The organism is Streptomyces sp. CA-181903 (assembly GCF_050937075.1).
In the GTDB taxonomy this organism is placed as follows: Bacteria; Actinomycetota; Actinomycetes; order Streptomycetales; family Streptomycetaceae; genus Streptomyces.
On sequence record NZ_JBNJLY010000001.1, the window covers coordinates 5,610,834 to 5,626,211 of the forward strand.

12 protein-coding genes and 1 pseudogene are annotated in these 15,378 nt (G+C 73.9%); 9 read left to right on the forward strand and 4 right to left on the reverse strand.

The features are described 5' to 3' along the window. The first annotated feature begins 1 nt into the window (after position 1). Positions 2-1,402, forward strand: coding sequence for an ATP-binding protein (locus ACQEVS_RS25135; RefSeq protein WP_433023768.1), 1,401 nt, complete (start codon positions 2-4; stop codon positions 1,400-1,402). A gap of 12 nt (positions 1,403-1,414) precedes the next feature. On the opposite strand, the gene ACQEVS_RS25140 is transcribed toward ACQEVS_RS25135, so the two are convergent. Beyond that, a complete protein-coding gene (locus tag ACQEVS_RS25140) occupies positions 1,415-2,392 on the reverse strand; it encodes a TAXI family TRAP transporter solute-binding subunit (RefSeq protein ID WP_433023770.1) in 978 nt (325 codons plus the stop codon). Between the two features lie 207 nt (positions 2,393-2,599). Between ACQEVS_RS25140 and miaB the strand changes: the two genes are divergently transcribed. Both miaB and ACQEVS_RS25150 read left to right on the forward strand, forming a co-directional pair. Further along, positions 2,600-4,123 carry a tRNA (N6-isopentenyl adenosine(37)-C2)-methylthiotransferase MiaB gene (gene miaB / locus ACQEVS_RS25145; RefSeq protein WP_433023772.1) on the forward strand — a complete coding sequence of 508 codons (1,524 nt, stop codon included), beginning with the start codon at positions 2,600-2,602 and terminating at the stop codon, positions 4,121-4,123. A 28-nt stretch (positions 4,124-4,151) separates the two neighbouring features. Then, positions 4,152-4,865: a class III extradiol dioxygenase subunit B-like domain-containing protein gene (locus tag ACQEVS_RS25150; protein WP_433023774.1), complete on the forward strand. Its 714-nt coding sequence runs from the start codon at positions 4,152-4,154 to the stop codon at positions 4,863-4,865. Between the two features lie 237 nt (positions 4,866-5,102). On the opposite strand, the gene ACQEVS_RS25155 is transcribed toward ACQEVS_RS25150, so the two are convergent. Together ACQEVS_RS25155 and ACQEVS_RS25160 are read right to left on the reverse strand one after the other, a co-directional pair. Beyond that, positions 5,103-5,372 (reverse strand): antitoxin, encoded by a 270-nt coding sequence (locus ACQEVS_RS25155; RefSeq protein ID WP_433023776.1) that lies wholly within the window; start codon positions 5,370-5,372, stop codon positions 5,103-5,105. Between the two features lie 40 nt (positions 5,373-5,412). Further along, a complete protein-coding gene (locus tag ACQEVS_RS25160) occupies positions 5,413-5,694 on the reverse strand; it encodes a hypothetical protein (protein ID WP_433023778.1) in 282 nt (93 codons plus the stop codon). A gap of 182 nt (positions 5,695-5,876) precedes the next feature. Here ACQEVS_RS25160 and miaA point away from each other — a divergent pair, with 182 nt between their 5' ends. The 6 genes and pseudogenes from miaA (at position 5,877) to hflX (ending at position 14,100) form a co-directional block, all read left to right on the forward strand. Beyond that, complete coding sequence (miaA, locus tag ACQEVS_RS25165; RefSeq protein WP_433023780.1) at positions 5,877-6,815, forward strand: tRNA (adenosine(37)-N6)-dimethylallyltransferase MiaA; 939 nt, start codon at positions 5,877-5,879, stop codon at positions 6,813-6,815. Between the two features lie 106 nt (positions 6,816-6,921). Next, positions 6,922-7,380, forward strand: coding sequence for a hypothetical protein (locus ACQEVS_RS25170; RefSeq protein ID WP_433027889.1), 459 nt, complete (start codon positions 6,922-6,924; stop codon positions 7,378-7,380). A 293-nt stretch (positions 7,381-7,673) separates the two neighbouring features. Further along, positions 7,674-8,558: a diaminopimelate epimerase gene (dapF, locus tag ACQEVS_RS25175; RefSeq protein WP_433023782.1), complete on the forward strand. Its 885-nt coding sequence runs from the start codon at positions 7,674-7,676 to the stop codon at positions 8,556-8,558. A gap of 181 nt (positions 8,559-8,739) precedes the next feature. Then, positions 8,740-10,887, forward strand: coding sequence for a RelA/SpoT family protein (locus tag ACQEVS_RS25180; RefSeq protein ID WP_433023784.1), 2,148 nt, complete (start codon positions 8,740-8,742; stop codon positions 10,885-10,887). Positions 10,888-10,980: 93 nt separating this feature from the next. Further along, a pseudogene (locus tag ACQEVS_RS25185) lies at positions 10,981-12,446 on the forward strand (M1 family metallopeptidase). Between the two features lie 166 nt (positions 12,447-12,612). After that, positions 12,613-14,100, forward strand: coding sequence for a GTPase HflX (hflX, locus tag ACQEVS_RS25190; RefSeq protein WP_433023786.1), 1,488 nt, complete (start codon positions 12,613-12,615; stop codon positions 14,098-14,100). Positions 14,101-14,168: 68 nt separating this feature from the next. On the opposite strand, the gene ACQEVS_RS25195 is transcribed toward hflX, so the two are convergent. Then, the gene (locus tag ACQEVS_RS25195) at positions 14,169-15,377 is read right to left on the reverse strand and encodes a trypsin-like serine peptidase (RefSeq protein WP_433023788.1); all 1,209 of its coding nucleotides are present in this window, start codon (positions 15,375-15,377) and stop codon (positions 14,169-14,171) included. Between the last annotated feature and the right edge of the window lies 1 nt (position 15,378).

Here is a 15,378-nt window from a genome sequence, read left to right on the forward strand (position 1 = left end):
CGTGCGCGCCCGACTCCTCCCCCTGCTCATCGTCCTCATGGCCGGCGTGCTGCTCGCCCTCGGCCTCCCGCTCGGCGCCGGCCTCGCCAATGTGCAGCAGCAGCGCCTGGTGGTCGACCGCATCGACGACACCGCCCGGTTCGCCTCGCTCGCCCAGTACGTCGCCACCCGGCCGTTCGAGACGCCCGCCGACGTGGACGAGCGGCTGATCACCCTGCAGGCCGAACTCAACCGCTACGAGGACCTCTACGACATACACGCCGGCGTCTTCAACCGGAACGGCAGCGCCATGGCCGCGGCCCCGCGCGGCTGGGAGGGGCCGCCCGACGCGGAGGGGCGGCGGGCGTTCCAGGAGGCGCTGGCCGGACGGCGCAGCCACGACCCCGATCAGGTCTGGCCCTGGGACCACCGCCGGATCACCGTCGCCTCCCCGGTGATCCGCGACGGCGACGTCGTCGCGGTCGTCGTCACCGACTCGCCCACCGGGGCGATGCGCTCCTGGATCCTGCGCAAGTGGCTGCTGATCCTGGCGGGGGAGTCGGCGGCCATGCTGCTCGCCGTCGCCGCCGCGTTCCGGCTCACCGGCTGGGTGCTGCGGCCCGTCCGCACCCTGGACGCCGCCGCGCACAGCATGGCCACCGGCCGCCTCAACTCCCGGGTGGTGGCCGATCAGGGCCCGCCGGAACTCCGGCGGCTCGCCCGCTCGTTCAACGAGATGGCCGACAACGTGGAGGAGTCCCTGGAGCAGCAGCGCGCCTTCGTCGCCGACGCCTCGCACCAGCTGCGCAACCCGCTCGCGGCACTGCTGCTGCGGATCGAGCTGCTGGCGCTGGAACTGCCCGACGGGCACGAGGAGATCGCGTCCGTGCGCACCGAGGGCAAGCGGCTGGCCCGGGTGCTGGACGACCTCCTGGACCTCGCCCTCGCCGAACACGCTGCCAGTCATCTCCGGTTGACGGACGTCGCGGAGCTCGTCGCGGACCGGGTGGGCGCCTGGTCGCCGGTGGCCGAACGGGAGGGGGTCGCCCTCGCCTACACCGGCCCGGCGGCGGCCACGGGCTGGGCCGACCCCGTCGCGCTGTCCAGCGCGCTCGACGCCGTCGTGGACAACGCCGTCAAGTTCACGCCGGAGGGCGCGCGGGTCGAGGTGTCCCTGGAGGCGGCCGGGGACCGCGTCGTCGTCACCGTCACCGACGAGGGGCCCGGCCTGACGGACGAGGAACTCACCCGCGTCGGCGACCGCTTCTGGCGCAGCGGCCGGCACCAGAACGTCTCGGGGTCCGGCCTCGGCCTCTCCATCGCCCGCACCCTGCTCACGGCCGGCGGCGCGGGCATCCGCTACGGGCGCAACGATCCGCACGGGCTGCGGGTCGTCATCGACGTACCGCGCGAACGTCCTTGAGGGCGCCGGGCGTCAGGGCTTCGACGACACGTAGTACCGCCGCGCCCCGGAGTGCAGCGGCAGCGGATCGGTGAAGACCGCCGTGCGCAGGTCCACCCGCTGCGCCGCGTGCACCACCTGGCCGATCCGGTCCCGGCTCGCTATCACCGTGCGGGTCACGCCCTCGGTGAGCCGTGCGTCGGTGTCCTCGGTGGTGATGAGCAGGTTCGCGACCGCGATGGTCTTCACCACCTCGGTGGCCCGCATGGCCGGATAGGCGTCCGCCGGCATCACCGCGGCCCGGTAGAACCGCGTCTCGCGGCCCAGGGTGCGCAGCGGGCCGATCATGTCGCCGAGCTGCACGAGCCGTACCGGCATCCGCTTGCTGAGCGACAGGACGGCGCTGGTGGGCAGCCCGCCCGACCAGAAGAAGGCGTCGATGTCGCCCTTCTCCAGGAGGTCCGGCATGCGGTCGATGCCGACCTGGACGGGCGTGACGTCCCTGGTGAAGTCCATCCCGGCGGCCTGGAACAGCCTCTTGGTGATCAACTGCACCCCGGAGCCCTCGGCCCCCACGCCGACCTTGAGCCCCTTGAGGTCCCGGATCGACTGGGCCGGGGCGTCCCTGGGCACCACCAGCTGCATGTAGTCGTCGTAGAGGCGGGCGCAGGCGCGCAGCCGCCCGCTGCCCGGACGCTTGTTGTCGACGTAGTCCGCGGCGGCGTCGGCGGTCGCGATCGCGAAGTCCGCGTCGCCGTCGGCGAGCCGGCGCAGATTGTCGACGGAGCCGGTGCTGAGCCGCAGGCGGACGTCCAGCGCCGGGAGGTCGCGGTGCAGATCCTCCTTGAGGAGCGCGCCGTACTTGGCGTAGACGCCGGTCGGCACCCCGGTGGCGACGGTGATCCGGCCGCCGGGCACCGGGTCCTCCGGCGGGGCGGCCAGTGACCAGGTCAGCAGCGCGAGCAGGGCGGCGGACAGCGCGCCCGCCCATACGGTGCGGCGCCTGCCCAACGGGGTACGGGGGCCATGGGCGGATCCTGCCAGCGCGCGCCGGGGGGCGCCAGGCCCGTGCGGGGCCGGTGCCGGCTCTTCGCGGGAGGGCACCGTCCGCTTCGCGGGAGGGAACCGTCAGCGGTACGGAACCGCCGCGGACCCGGAACGGAGGGGGATGTTCCGGCACGGAAGAGGTCCTCCGGGACACCGCCTACCCTTGTGTGCATGACCAGCAGCGACCGGAGCCACGACGTGCCCTCGACCAAGACCTACCTCATCCGCACCTACGGGTGCCAGATGAACGTCCATGACTCCGAGCGGCTCTCCGGCCTGCTGGAGGACGCGGGCTACGTCCGCGCCCCCGAGAACACCGCGGAGGGCGACGCCGACGTCGTCGTCTTCAACACCTGCGCCGTCCGCGAGAACGCCGACAACAAGCTGTACGGCAACCTCGGCCGGCTGGCCCCGATGAAGACCCGGCGCCCCGGCATGCAGATCGCCGTCGGCGGCTGCCTGGCGCAGAAGGACCGCGACACCATCGTCAAGAAGGCGCCCTGGGTCGACGTCGTCTTCGGCACGCACAACATCGGCAAGCTGCCCGTGCTGCTGGAGCGCGCCCGCATCCAGGAGGAAGCGCAGGTCGAGATCGCCGAGTCGCTGGAGGCGTTCCCGTCGACCCTCCCGACCCGGCGCGAGAGCGCCTACGCCGCGTGGGTCTCGATCTCCGTCGGCTGCAACAACACCTGCACCTTCTGCATCGTCCCCGCGCTGCGCGGCAAGGAGAAGGACCGCCGCCCCGGCGACATCCTGGCCGAGGTGGAGGCGCTGGTCGCCGAGGGCGTCAGCGAGATCACCCTGCTCGGCCAGAACGTCAACGCCTACGGCTCCGACATCGGCGACCGCGAGGCGTTCTCCAAGCTGCTGCGCGCCTGCGGGAAGATCGAGGGCCTGGAGCGCGTCCGCTTCACCTCGCCGCACCCGCGCGACTTCACCGACGACGTGATCGCCGCGATGGCCGAGACGCCCAACGTGATGCCGCAGCTCCACATGCCGCTCCAGTCGGGTTCGGACACCGTGCTGAAGGCGATGCGCCGCTCGTACCGCCAGGAGCGCTTCCTCGGCATCATCGACAAGGTGCGCGCCGCCATGCCGGACGCCGCGATCTCCACCGACATCATCGTCGGCTTCCCGGGCGAGACCGAGGAGGACTTCGAGCAGACCATGCACGTGGTCCGCGAGGCCCGCTTCGCCCAGGCGTTCACCTTCCAGTACTCCAAGCGCCCCGGCACCCCGGCCGCGACCATGGAGGGCCAGATCCCCAAGGAGGTCGTGCAGGCGCGCTACGAGCGGCTGGTGGAGCTCCAGGAGCAGATCTCCTGGGAGGAGAACAAGAAGCAGGTCGGCCGGACGCTGGAGATCCTGGTCGCGGAGGGCGAGGGCCGCAAGGACGACGCCACGCGGCGGCTCTCCGGCCGGGCGCCCGACAACCGGCTCGTCCACTTCACCAAGCCGGAGGAGCCGGTCCGGCCCGGCGACGTGGTCACCGTCGAGATCACCTACGCCGCCCCGCACCACCTGCTGGCCGAGGGCGCGGCCAAGGGCGTGCGCCGCACCCGCGCGGGCGACGCCTGGGAGAAGCGCAACGCCGCCGCCGCGGAGAAGCCGAAGGGCGTGCTGCTCGGCATCCCGACGATCGGCGCCCCCGCGCCCTCCCCGGCGCCGGCCGCCGCGGGCTGCGGCTGCGACTGAGCACGGGAAGAGCGTTAAGGTTCCGAGCATGCTCGTCGCCGCCGCCGTGTGCCCCTGCCCGCCGCTGCTCGTACCCGAGGTCGCGGCCGGGGCCGCCCCCGAGCTCGACCCGCTGCGGGCCGCCTGCCTGGACGCCGTCGCCGTCCTGGCCGCCGCCCGGCCCGACCGCCTCGTGGTGGTCGGGACGGCGCCGGAGGACGGCGCGGGCACGTACCCGGCGGGCGCCCGCGGTTCGTTCCGCGGCTTCGGGGTCGCCCTCGACGTCCGGCTGGGCCGGGACGACGACGGTACGGCCGGGCAGCCGCTGCCACTGTCGCTGGCCGTCGCCGCCTGGCTGCTGGAGCGCACCGGCTGGTCGGCCGCCCCGGTCACCGGCCTCGGCGTGGCCGAGTCGCTCGCCACGGCCGACTGCCTCGCCGCCGGCCGTGAACTGGCCGTTCCGGAAGGCCGCCTCGCACTGCTGGTCATGGGCGACGGCAGCGCCCGCCGCACGGTCAAGGCGCCCGGCTACCTCGACGAACGGGCGGAGGGCTTCGACGCGGCCGCGGCGGCGGCCCTGGGCTCCGCCGACACCGCCGCCCTCGCCGCCCTCGACCCCGCCACGGCCCGCGAGTTGCAGGCCGTCGGCCGGCCCGCCTGGCAGGTGCTCGCGGGCGCGGCGGAGGACGCCGGCCTGAGCGGTCGGCCGCTGTACGAGGACGCGCCGTACGGCGTGGGGTACCACGTCGCGGTCTGGTCCTGAGCGTCCGGTTCTGAGCGTCCGGTTGGGGCAGGGCATCCGGGCGCGTCCGGGTGGGGTGAGCGCCGCCCCACCGACGGCCCGTACGGCGTCCCGCCCGTACGGCGACGGCCGCGGAGCGAGCTGCTCCGCGGCCGTCGCCGTTCGCCGTACATCGCTGGTACATCGCCCTACAGGGCGTCTTCCCAGGCCCAGGCCGGACGACATTCGACGAGATTTGACGAGACCCGGGTCAGACGGTCAGGAGGCCGGGGAACCGGCACCGCCCTTGGGACCCTCGGGCTTGGGACCCTCGGACCCGGGCTCCTCGGCGAGCCGGCCGAGCGCCTCCTTGGCCTTGCCGGCCCCGGTCCGGATCTGGTCGCTGTACTTGCCGTCGGTCTTGGAGTCGACCACCCGCGCGGCCTTGTCCAGCCCCTGCTCGATCTTGTCCCCGTGCTGCTGCACGAGGTCGCCGACCTTGTCCTTCACCGGACCGATTTTGGCCTTGAGATCATCGAACAGGCCCATGGGCACCTACCCTCGCTTCGTTCCGCGCGCGGTCCGCGCACTACTGGCGGGCGCCCTCACCGGCCTCGCTGTCCGCCGCCTCGTCCGCGGACTGCTGCTTCGGGATGTCGACGCCCTCGACGCCCTCGCCCCCCTCGGCAGCTTCGGCCGCCCCGGTCTCCTCGGCGGAGCCGGCCTCGGCGGCCTTGGCGGCCGTCGCGGTCCCGTCAGCCGCCTCGTCCGTCCCGGCGCCGCCGACCGGTTCCGCCGTCAGGGTGTCCGTCGCGGCCTCCTCCGTTGACGCCTGCGACGGCTTGCGGCGAAGCCATGAAAACACGCCCATATCTACTCCATTACCTTACTGGTGTGAGCGAAATCCCGGGTCGCCCGGAGCGTCCCATTGCGCCGCTCGCGGGCTCCGGCCCGTGAACCGGCGGTCGGAACCTCGCAACAGGCAACGAGGGCGGGAGCGTCGCGTCACGTCGCTCGTTCGAGGGGAGGCCCGGTGTTTGCGAGACTGGTGGGGTGAGAAACGCAGCCCCCGCACCGCAGGTCATCGCCGTCGTAGGCCCCACCGCGGCCGGCAAGTCCGACCTCGGCGTCGCGCTCGCGCGGCACCTCGACGGCGAGGTCGTCAACGCCGACTCCATGCAGCTCTACCGCGGCATGGACATCGGCACCGCCAAGCTGACGACCGAGGAGCGGCAGGGGATCCCCCACCGGCTGCTCGACATCTGGGACGTCACCGAGGCGGCGAGCGTCGCCGAGTACCAGCGGCTGGCCCGCGCCGAGATCGACCGGCTGCTGGCCGAGGGCCGCACCCCCGTGCTCGTCGGCGGCTCCGGCCTGTACATCAAGGGGGCCATCGACGCCCTGGAGTTCCCCGGCACCGACCCGGCCGTCCGAGCGCGCCTGGAGGACGAGCTGGCCGAGCTCGGGCCGGGTTCGCTGCACGCCCGGCTGGCCACCGCCGATCCGGACGCGGCCCGCGCCATCCTCCCCGGCAACGGCCGCCGCATCGTCCGGGCGCTGGAGGTCATCGAGATCACGGGGAAACCGTTCACCGCCAACCTGCCGGGGGAGACGGCCGTCTACGACGCCGTGCAGATCGGCGTTGACGTCGAGCGGCCCGAGCTCGACGAGCGGATCACCACGCGCGTGGACGTCATGTGGGAGGCCGGACTGGTCGACGAGGTGCGCGAACTGGAGCGGGCGGGGCTGCGCGAGGGGCGCACGGCGTCGCGCGCGCTCGGCTACCAGCAGGTGCTCGCCTTCCTCGCCGGCGAGTGCACCGAGCAGGAGGCGCGCGACGAGACCGTACGCGCCACCAAGCGCTTCGCGCGCCGCCAGGACTCCTGGTTCCGTCGGGACTCCCGCGTCCACTGGCTCAGCGGCGCCGCCGACCGGCGCGCGGAACTCCCGGAGCTCGCGCTGGCGTTGGTCGAACGGGCGGTCACAGCCTGATCACGTGATGGCATCGGGACGCGCCACCTGTCATCGGGGTCTGTCCGACCGTGCCATCATCAGTCTTCGATCGAGCCGTGAAGTCCGGTTGGGAGGGCGCGTGGCGATGGAGGCCGGCCCTCGTGACAGACCGCAGCAGCCGCTCGAGGACGGGCCGGGCGGCCTCACCCCCGACGGCCCGGACGCCACGGACGGCACCGTTCCCGAGCCGGGCGCCGACGGTGCGGCGGAGTCCTTCCGCGAGCTGCGGCCCCCGCGCCGGCTCCGCGTCTGGCAGCTGGCGCCGATCGTCGTCCTCGCCGTGACCGGCTCCCTGATGTTCGCCTTCCCGCTCGCCTTCGAGGTCGGCGACGGCGGCCCGGTCGTCGCCATGCTCGGCCTGCTGATCTGCGGCTGCGCCGCGGGCTGGGGCGTGATGGCGGCCCGCCGCGTGGGCTACACCTGGCCCGGTTTACCGCCGCGCGGCTCCGGGCGCCGTCCTGACTGGCGGTACGTGGCCGCGTACGCCGTGCTGGTCGTCCTGGTGACCGTGCTGGCCGTCTGGCGCGTGGCGCGGCTGCGCTGACGGACCCGGCGGGTCCGACGGCCGGGCGGGCCTGACGAGCCGTCGCGCGGGCCGTCCGGAAGGGTCCGGGGCCTCGCGGGGGGCGGGTCGGCCGCGCTCGTCGTACACGGCCGTGATCACCCCGTCGTCCGCCGGCCGGAGGTGCCCGGCGGGTGGTCCGAGCGCCGCGCGCCCGTCGCGGGCGAAGGCCGCCGGGGCGCTCCGGGGCCCCGGCAGGGACCGCGAAGGATCTCCGGGCCCGCCCGCGCGGGACCGCCGGACGGCAGGGGCGCCGCCCGCCGTACCATCGACACGTGAGCACCGCGCAGACCGCCTTCCTCAAGGGCCACGGCACCGAGAACGACTTCGTGATCATCCCGGACCACGACGGGCTGATCGACCTCTCCCCGGCCGCCGTCGCGCGGCTGTGCGACCGCCGGGCCGGCATCGGCGCCGACGGGGTGCTGCGGGTCGTCCGGTCCGCCGCGCACCCCGAGGCGCGGGCCATGGCCGGCGAGGCCGAGTGGTTCATGGACTACCGCAACAGCGACGGCAGCGTCGCCGAGATGTGCGGCAACGGCGTCCGCGTCTTCGCCCGCTACCTCCAGCGGGCCGGGCTCGCCGAGGCCGGTGACCTGGCCATCGCCACCCGGGCGGGCGTGCGCCGCGCGCACCTCGCCAAGGACGGCCCCGACGGCGAGCCGGGCCCCGTCACCGTCTCCATGGGCCGGGCGGCCCTGCCCGCCGGCGAGGTGACCGTGACCGTCGGCGACCGCAGCTGGCCCGCGCGCAACGTCAACATGGGCAACCCGCACGCCGTCCTCTTCGTCGAGGACCTCGCGCACGCCGGGAAGCTGTTCGACGCCCCGGCCGTGAGCCCGGCGGACGCCTACCCGGACGGGGTCAACGTCGAGTTCGTCGTCGACCGCGGCCCCCGCCACGTCGCCCTGCGCGTCCACGAGCGCGGCTCCGGCGAGACCCGCTCCTGCGGCACCGGCGCCTGCGCGGTGATGGTCGCGACGGCCCGCCGCGACGGCTTCGACCCGGCCGCCGACGGACGGCCCGTCACCTACACGGTGGACGTTCCCGGCGGGCGGCTGGTGATCGGCGAGCTCCCGGACGGCACCGTCGAGATGACCGGCCCCGCCGTGATCGTCGCCGAGGGGCACTTCGACACTTCCTGGCTGACCGCCTCCTGACGGACCGGAGCCCGGTGACGGTATCCGCTTCATCGGTTTTCCGGATGAACGCCTCCCTCGAATGGGTGATCCGGTTCACTCTGCGCGAGAGGGGGTGAGCGGTGCGTGATGGGCTCGGTAGCATCAAGCACCGGCCCGGACGGCGTGAGCCGACCGCCGGTCGACGCTGCCGGAGGTGCCCATGAGCGCAGAGGCCACGAACGAACGCCCCAGCCGCCGCAAACGCGGCCCCCGGATCGACCTGAGACGCCTGGGCCGCGCGGCGCTCGGCGGCTCGGGGGCCCGCGGCCGGCTCCCCGACGCCCTGGAGCACGTCGCGAAGGCGCACCGGGCCCACCACCCCGGCGCCGATCTGGACATCCTGCGCCGCGCCTACCTGTTCGCGGAGTCCTCGCACCGGGGGCAGACGCGCAAGAGCGGCGGCCCGTTCATCACCCACCCGCTCGCCGTCACCCTGATCCTCGCCGAACTCGGCGCCGAGACCACGACGTTGACGGCCTCCCTGCTGCACGACACCGTCGAGGACACCGAGGTGACCCTCGACCAGGTGGGCGAGCTGTTCGGCGCGGAGGTGCGGTTCCTCGTCGACGGGGTGACCAAGCTGGAGAAGGTCGACTACGGCGCGGCGGCCGAGCCCGAAACGTTCCGCAAGATGCTGGTGGCCACCGGCAACGACGTCCGTGTGATGTCCATCAAGCTCGCCGACCGGCTGCACAACATGCGCACCCTCGGTGTCATGCGCCCGGAGAAACAGGCCCGGATCGCCAAGGTGACGCGGGACGTGCTGATCCCGCTCGCCGAGCGGCTGGGTGTGCAGGTGCTCAAGGCCGAGCTGGAGGACCTGGTCTTCGCCATCCTCCACCCGGAGGAGTACGCCGCCACCCGGGAGGCCGTCCTCGCCCACGCCGGCCGCCCGGATCCGCTGCGGGCCACGGCGGCACGGGTCCGCGAGGTGCTGCGGGAGGCCGGCGTCACCGCCGAAGTGCAGGTCCGGCCCCGGCACTTCGTCTCCGTGCACCGGGTGCGGCTCAAGCGCGGCGAGGTGACGGGCTCAGACCTGGGGCGGCTGCTCGTCCTCGTCGGGGAGGACGCGGACTGCTACGCGGTCCTGGGCGAGCTGCACACCTGCTTCACCCCGTACATCTCGGAGTTCAAGGACTTCATCGCCGTCCCCAAGTTCAACCTGTACCAGTCGCTGCACACCGCCATCGCCGGCGAGGCCGGCCAGGTGGCCGAAGTCCTCATCCGCACCCACCAGATGCACCGGGTCGCCGAGGCCGGTGTGATCGCTCTCGGCAACCCCTACGCCGCCGCCGAGGACGCCGACGCGGCCGAGGGGGAGCGCGTCGACCCCACCCGCCCCGGCTGGCTCTCCCGCCTCCTGGAGTGGCAGCGGTCCGCTCCCGACCCGGACACCTTCTGGACCTCGCTCCGCGACGAGCTCGCCCAGGACCGGGAGATCACCGTCTTCCGCGCCGACGGCGGCACCATCGGCCTCCCCGCCGGCTCCAGCTGCGTCGACGCCGCCTACGCGCAGTACGGGCAGGGGGGCCACACCTGTATCGGCGCCCGGGTCAACGGGCGGCTGGTCGCCCTCGGGACGGTCCTGCGCGACGGCGACACCCTCCAGCTGCTGATGTCCCCGGACACCGCCTCCGGCCCGTCCCCCGACTGGCGCGAGCACGCCCGTACGCCCGCGGCCCGGATCGCCATCGGCCGCTGGTTCGCCACCCACCCGGCGCCCGACCCGGCGGCGGACCACGGCCCCGCGGGCCCTGTCGGCCCCGCGCTGCCGCTGCCCACCGCCGCCCGGCCCGGCGTCCGCGGCCCGGCCCCCGCGGCCCGGGAGCCGGTCGTGCTCGGCTGCGCCGAGGCGGGCCTCACCGACGCCGGCGCGCGGCTGGCCGGATGCTGCACCCCCGTGCCCCCGGACGAGGTCACGGGCTTCGCCGTACGCGGCGGCGCCGTGACGGTGCACCGCGCCGAGTGCCCGGCGGTGGCGCGGATGACCGCGGCTGGCCGACGGCGGATCGCCGTACGCTGGCGCCGCCCCGACGGCTCCGGGCCCGGCGACTTCCGCGTCACCCTGCGCGCCGAGTCGTTCAGCCGCCCGCACCTGCTCGCCGACCTCACCGAGGCCATCGCCGCGGAGGGCGTCGCCGTCATCTCGGCGGCCGTCGAACCACCCCACGAGCAGCGCGTCCGCCACACCTACACGCTCCAACTCCCCGACGCCTCCCACCTGCCGGACCTGATGCGCGCCATGCGCCGGGTGCCCGGCGTGTACGACGTGGGGCGCGCCGGGCGGCCCGCCGCCGCGCCCCTGTGACGGGGGCGTACGCGCCCCCGGCGCACCGCCCGTACGGGTGGGGCCGCGCGCGCCGCGCCCCGGAGACGCCGGCGCGCTGATAGCGGTACACGCATGCCGCACTCTCCCGGGGCACGCCCCCCGCAGCACCGCCGCAGGCTCCGCCGCGCCGCCCTCGCCGCCACCGTGCCGCTGCTGCTCCTGACCGCCGCCGCGCCGCCGCCCGTCCCGCTGGGCATCGGCGACCGGCTCTTCCCCTACCTCGGCAATCCGGGCTACCACGTCACCGACTACGCCCTCGCCTTCGACTACCGGGGCAACGACAGGCCGCTGGACGCCGTGACCACCATCGAGGCGCGGTCCACCGAGCGGCTGGAGCGGTTCAACCTCGACTTCGCCCGGGGCACCGTGCGCTCGGTCGAGGTGAACGGGGCACGCGCGGAGTTCACCCCCGTCGAGGAGGACCTCGTCGTCACCCCGGCCCACCCGGTGCTCCGCCACACGCCGTTCACGGTCACCGTCCACCACACCAGTGACCCCCGGGGCGGGGACGGCGGCTGGGTCCCCACCAAGGACGGGCTGGTCATGGCCAACCAGGCGGATGCGGCGCACCGCGTCTTCCCGAGCAGCGACCACCCCTCCGAGAAGGCGGACTTCACCTTCCGGATCCGCGCCCCCAAGGACCTCACCGTCGTCGCCAACGGCGTCGCCGCCGGGCACACCACCCGGGGCGCCACCACCACCTGGACGTACCGCACCCGCCACCCCATGGCCACCGAGCTGGCCCAGGTGGCCATCGGCCGCTCCGCGATCCTGGAGTCCACCGGACCGCACGGCCTCCCGTTGCGCAGCGTCGTGCCGGCCGGCCGGCGGGACGGGCTGGCGCCCTGGGTCGCCAAGACCCCGGAGCACCTGGCCTGGCTGGAACGCCGGCTCGGCCCGTACCCCTTCGAGAACTACGGCGTGCTGCTGGCCGAGGCGACGACCGGATTCGAGCTGGAGACCCAGACCCTCTCCCTCTTCGAGGCCGACCTGTTCACCAAGCGGTCCTTCCCCGCCTGGTACCTGGAGTCGGTCATGGTCCACGAGCTGGCGCACCAGTGGTTCGGCGACAGCGTCACCCCCGCACCTGGGGCGACCTCTGGCTCAACGAGGCCCACGCCACCTGGTACGAGTCCGAGTACGCCGAGGCCAAGGGCGGCCGCAAGCTGGTCGACCGGATGCGCCGGGCGTACGCGTACTCCGACCTGATGCGCGCCGACGCCGGCCCGCCCGCCGCCCTCAAGCCGCCCGCCCCCGGCAAGAAGGTCGCCATCTTCCGGCCCGTCGTCTACGACGGCGGCGCCCTGGTGCTCTACGCCCTCCGGGAGGAGATCGGCGCCCGCGCCTTCGAGGAGCTGGAGCGCGCCTGGGTCGACCGGTACGCGGACCGGACGGTGACCACCGCCGACTTCGTCGCCCTCGCCTCGAAGACCGCCCACCGCGACCTCTCCGGCTTCCTGCGCCCCTGGCTCTACGACGCCACCACCCCGCCCATGCCCGGCCACCCCGACTGGAAGGTCGCCGAGAAACCCGCGTGACGGCCCCTTCGCGGCATGGGACCATCTTCGGGTCGGCCGGCACGGCGCGGACCCGGGAATCACCGGGGAGCGTCCGGCGTTGTCGACATGTGGGTCCCCGCCCGGGGACGCCACCGTGCGGGACGAGAGTGTGCGCCCGGCACGACCCGACGAAGCAAAGGATCACATGACCTCCACTTCTTCCCTTCCCCAGGACCGGCAGAGCCTCCCGGAGAGCCTTCGGGCCGACGCCCTGATGGAAGAGGACGTCGCCTGGAGCCACGAGATCGACGGGGAGCGGGACGGGGACCAGTACGACCGCTCCGAGCGCGCGGCGCTGCGCCGCGTCGCGGGCCTGTCCACCGAGCTGGAGGACGTCACCGAGGTCGAGTACCGGCAGCTGCGCCTGGAGCGCGTGGTGCTGGTCGGCGTCTGGACGTCCGGCACGGTGCGGGACGCCGAGAACTCCCTGGCGGAGCTCGCCGCGCTCGCGGAGACCGCGGGCGCCCAGGTCCTGGACGGCGTGGTCCAGCGCCGCGACAAGCCGGACCCGGCCACGTACATCGGCTCCGGCAAGGCCCAGGAGCTGCGGGACATCGTCCTGGAGTCCGGTGCCGACACCGTCGTCTGCGACGGTGAGCTCAGCCCCGGCCAGCTCATCCACCTCGAGGACGTCGTCAAGGTCAAGGTGGTCGACCGCACCGCCCTGATCCTCGACATCTTCGCCCAGCACGCCAAGTCCCGTGAGGGCAAGGCGCAGGTCTCCCTCGCGCAGATGCAGTACATGCTGCCCCGGCTGCGCGGCTGGGGCCAGTCGCTGTCCCGGCAGATGGGCGGCGGCGGTTCCGGTTCCTCGGGCGGCGGCATGGCCACCCGTGGTCCCGGTGAGACGAAGATCGAGACGGACCGGCGGCGGATCCGCGAGAAGATGGCGCGGATGCGCCGGGAGATCGCGGAGATGAAGACCGGGCGCGACCTCAAGCGCCAGGAGCGCCGCCGCAACAAGGTGCCCTCGGTCGCCATCGCCGGCTACACCAACGCCGGCAAGTCCTCGCTGCTCAACCGCCTCACCGGCGCCGGTGTCCTGGTGGAGAACTCGCTGTTCGCCACCCTGGACCCGACCGTCCGGCGGGCCGAGACGCCCGGCGGCCGGCTCTACACCCTGGCCGACACCGTCGGTTTCGTCCGTCACCTGCCGCACCACCTCGTCGAGGCGTTCCGCTCCACCATGGAGGAGGTCGGCGACTCCGACCTCATCCTGCACGTGGTGGACGGCTCGCACCCGGCGCCGGAGGAGCAGCTCGCGGCGGTCCGCGAGGTGATCCGGGACGTGGGCGCGCTCGACGTGCCCGAGATCGTCGTCGTCAACAAGGCGGACGCGGCCGACCCGCTCGTCCTCCAGCGCCTGCTGCGCGTCGAGCGGAACGCGATCGCGGTCTCGGCCCGCTCCGGCGAGGGCATCGACGAGTTGCTCGCGCTGATCGACGAGCAGTTGCCGCGCCCGGCGATCGAGCTCGAGGCGCTGGTGCCGTACACCCAGGGCGCGCTGACCGCCCGGATCCACTCCGAGGGCGAGATCCTGTCCGAGGAGCACACGGCGGAGGGCACCCTGGTCAAGGCCCGGGTGCACGAGGAACTGGCCGCGGAGCTGCGGCCGTTCGTCCAGGCCGCCTGACGCGGTACGTACATACGGTGAAGGGCCCGCCCCCCTCGGGGACGGGCCCTTCACCGTTGCGCCCGTCGTCAGCGCCTGGCCGCGAACTTCCTGCTGACGGCCTGGTAGATGCCCTTGGCCTCCGGGCCCAGGTGCGGCCCGGCGAGCCAGCGGCTGTCGGACGGGCCGACGGAGGTGTTCGACACCAGCACCGCCTTGCCGCCCGGGCCCACGCGGAACCAGCCGCCGCCCGAGGAACCGCCGGTCATCGTGCAGCCGATGCGGTACATGGTCGGCTGGGTGCTGTCCAGGGTGAGCCGGCCGGGGCGGTCGACGCAGTCGTACATCCGCTGGCCGTCGAAGGGCGGCGCGGCCGGGTAGCCCCAGGCGCCCATCGACGAGATGGACTTCACCTGCGGGGCGTCGAAGTCCACGGCCAGCGCGGTGCCGACGGTCTCCTCCAGCGACTTGCCCGACCCCTGCTCCGGCTTCACGTGCAGCACGGCGAAGTCGTACGGGGCGCCCGCGCCGCCGCTGGACGCGCCCTGGGCGATCCACTGGCCGGACGTCTGCGCCCAGTCCGCCCACCACACGCCGTACGGCGCGACCTGCTGCACCGGCGCGCTGTTGACCTGAGAGGAGGGCAGGCCCTGGTTGTTGTAGGACGGCACGAAGGCGATGTTGCGGTACCAGCCGCCCTTCTGGCCCGCGTGCACGCAGTGGCCTGCCGTCCACACCAGGTTGGACTTGCCCGGGTGTGCCGGGTCCTTGACGACCGTCGCCGAACAGACCATGTGGCCCTGCGGGCTGTCGAAGAAGACCTTGCCGACCGGGGCGGCGTTGTCGCTGTACGGCCGCTTCACCTCGCGGGCCTTCACCGCCTGCGGCTCCGGGTCGGTGACCCCCTGGTCGCCCTGGGACGAACCGCCCGGGGGAGTCCCCGGCGCGTCCTTGACGGTCTTGTCACTGGATCGGGCGTCCTTCATCGAGTCGGGCTTCCAGTGCCCCTCGATGATCGGGTTGATGAAGTCCCGGGCCTCCCGCAGCCACCGGTCCTTGTCCCACTTCTTCCAGGCGCCGCCCTTCCACTTCTCCAGGTCCTGGAGGGTGAGCCCCTTGGGGAGCTTGAACCCGTCCAGGCCCTGGGCGCTCGCCGACGCGGTGGGCTTGTCGCCACCGGCCGCGTCGTCGTCGGACGGGCCGCAGGCGGCGGTCAGCGCCAGCACGGACGCGACGGCGACCGCGGCCAGGGTGCGCGGCCCCCGCCGGCGGGCGACGGGCGGGCGTTGGGATGACATG

Coding starts and splice junctions, on each gene's coding strand:
- miaB (WP_433023772.1), top strand. CDS start 2,600: ATGACCAGCAGCGACCGGAGCCACGACGTGCCCTCGACCAAGACCTAC.
- ACQEVS_RS25150 (WP_433023774.1), top strand. CDS start 4,152: ATGCTCGTCGCCGCCGCCGTGTGCCCCTGCCCGCCGCTGCTCGTACCC.
- ACQEVS_RS25155 (WP_433023776.1), bottom strand. CDS start 5,372: ATGGGCCTGTTCGATGATCTCAAGGCCAAAATCGGTCCGGTGAAGGAC.
- ACQEVS_RS25160 (WP_433023778.1), bottom strand. CDS start 5,694: ATGGGCGTGTTTTCATGGCTTCGCCGCAAGCCGTCGCAGGCGTCAACG.
- ACQEVS_RS25170 (WP_433027889.1), top strand. CDS start 6,922: ATGGAGGCCGGCCCTCGTGACAGACCGCAGCAGCCGCTCGAGGACGGG.
- ACQEVS_RS25180 (WP_433023784.1), top strand. CDS start 8,740: ATGAGCGCAGAGGCCACGAACGAACGCCCCAGCCGCCGCAAACGCGGC.
- hflX (WP_433023786.1), top strand. CDS start 12,613: ATGACCTCCACTTCTTCCCTTCCCCAGGACCGGCAGAGCCTCCCGGAG.
- ACQEVS_RS25195 (WP_433023788.1), bottom strand. CDS start 15,377: ATGTCATCCCAACGCCCGCCCGTCGCCCGCCGGCGGGGGCCGCGCACC.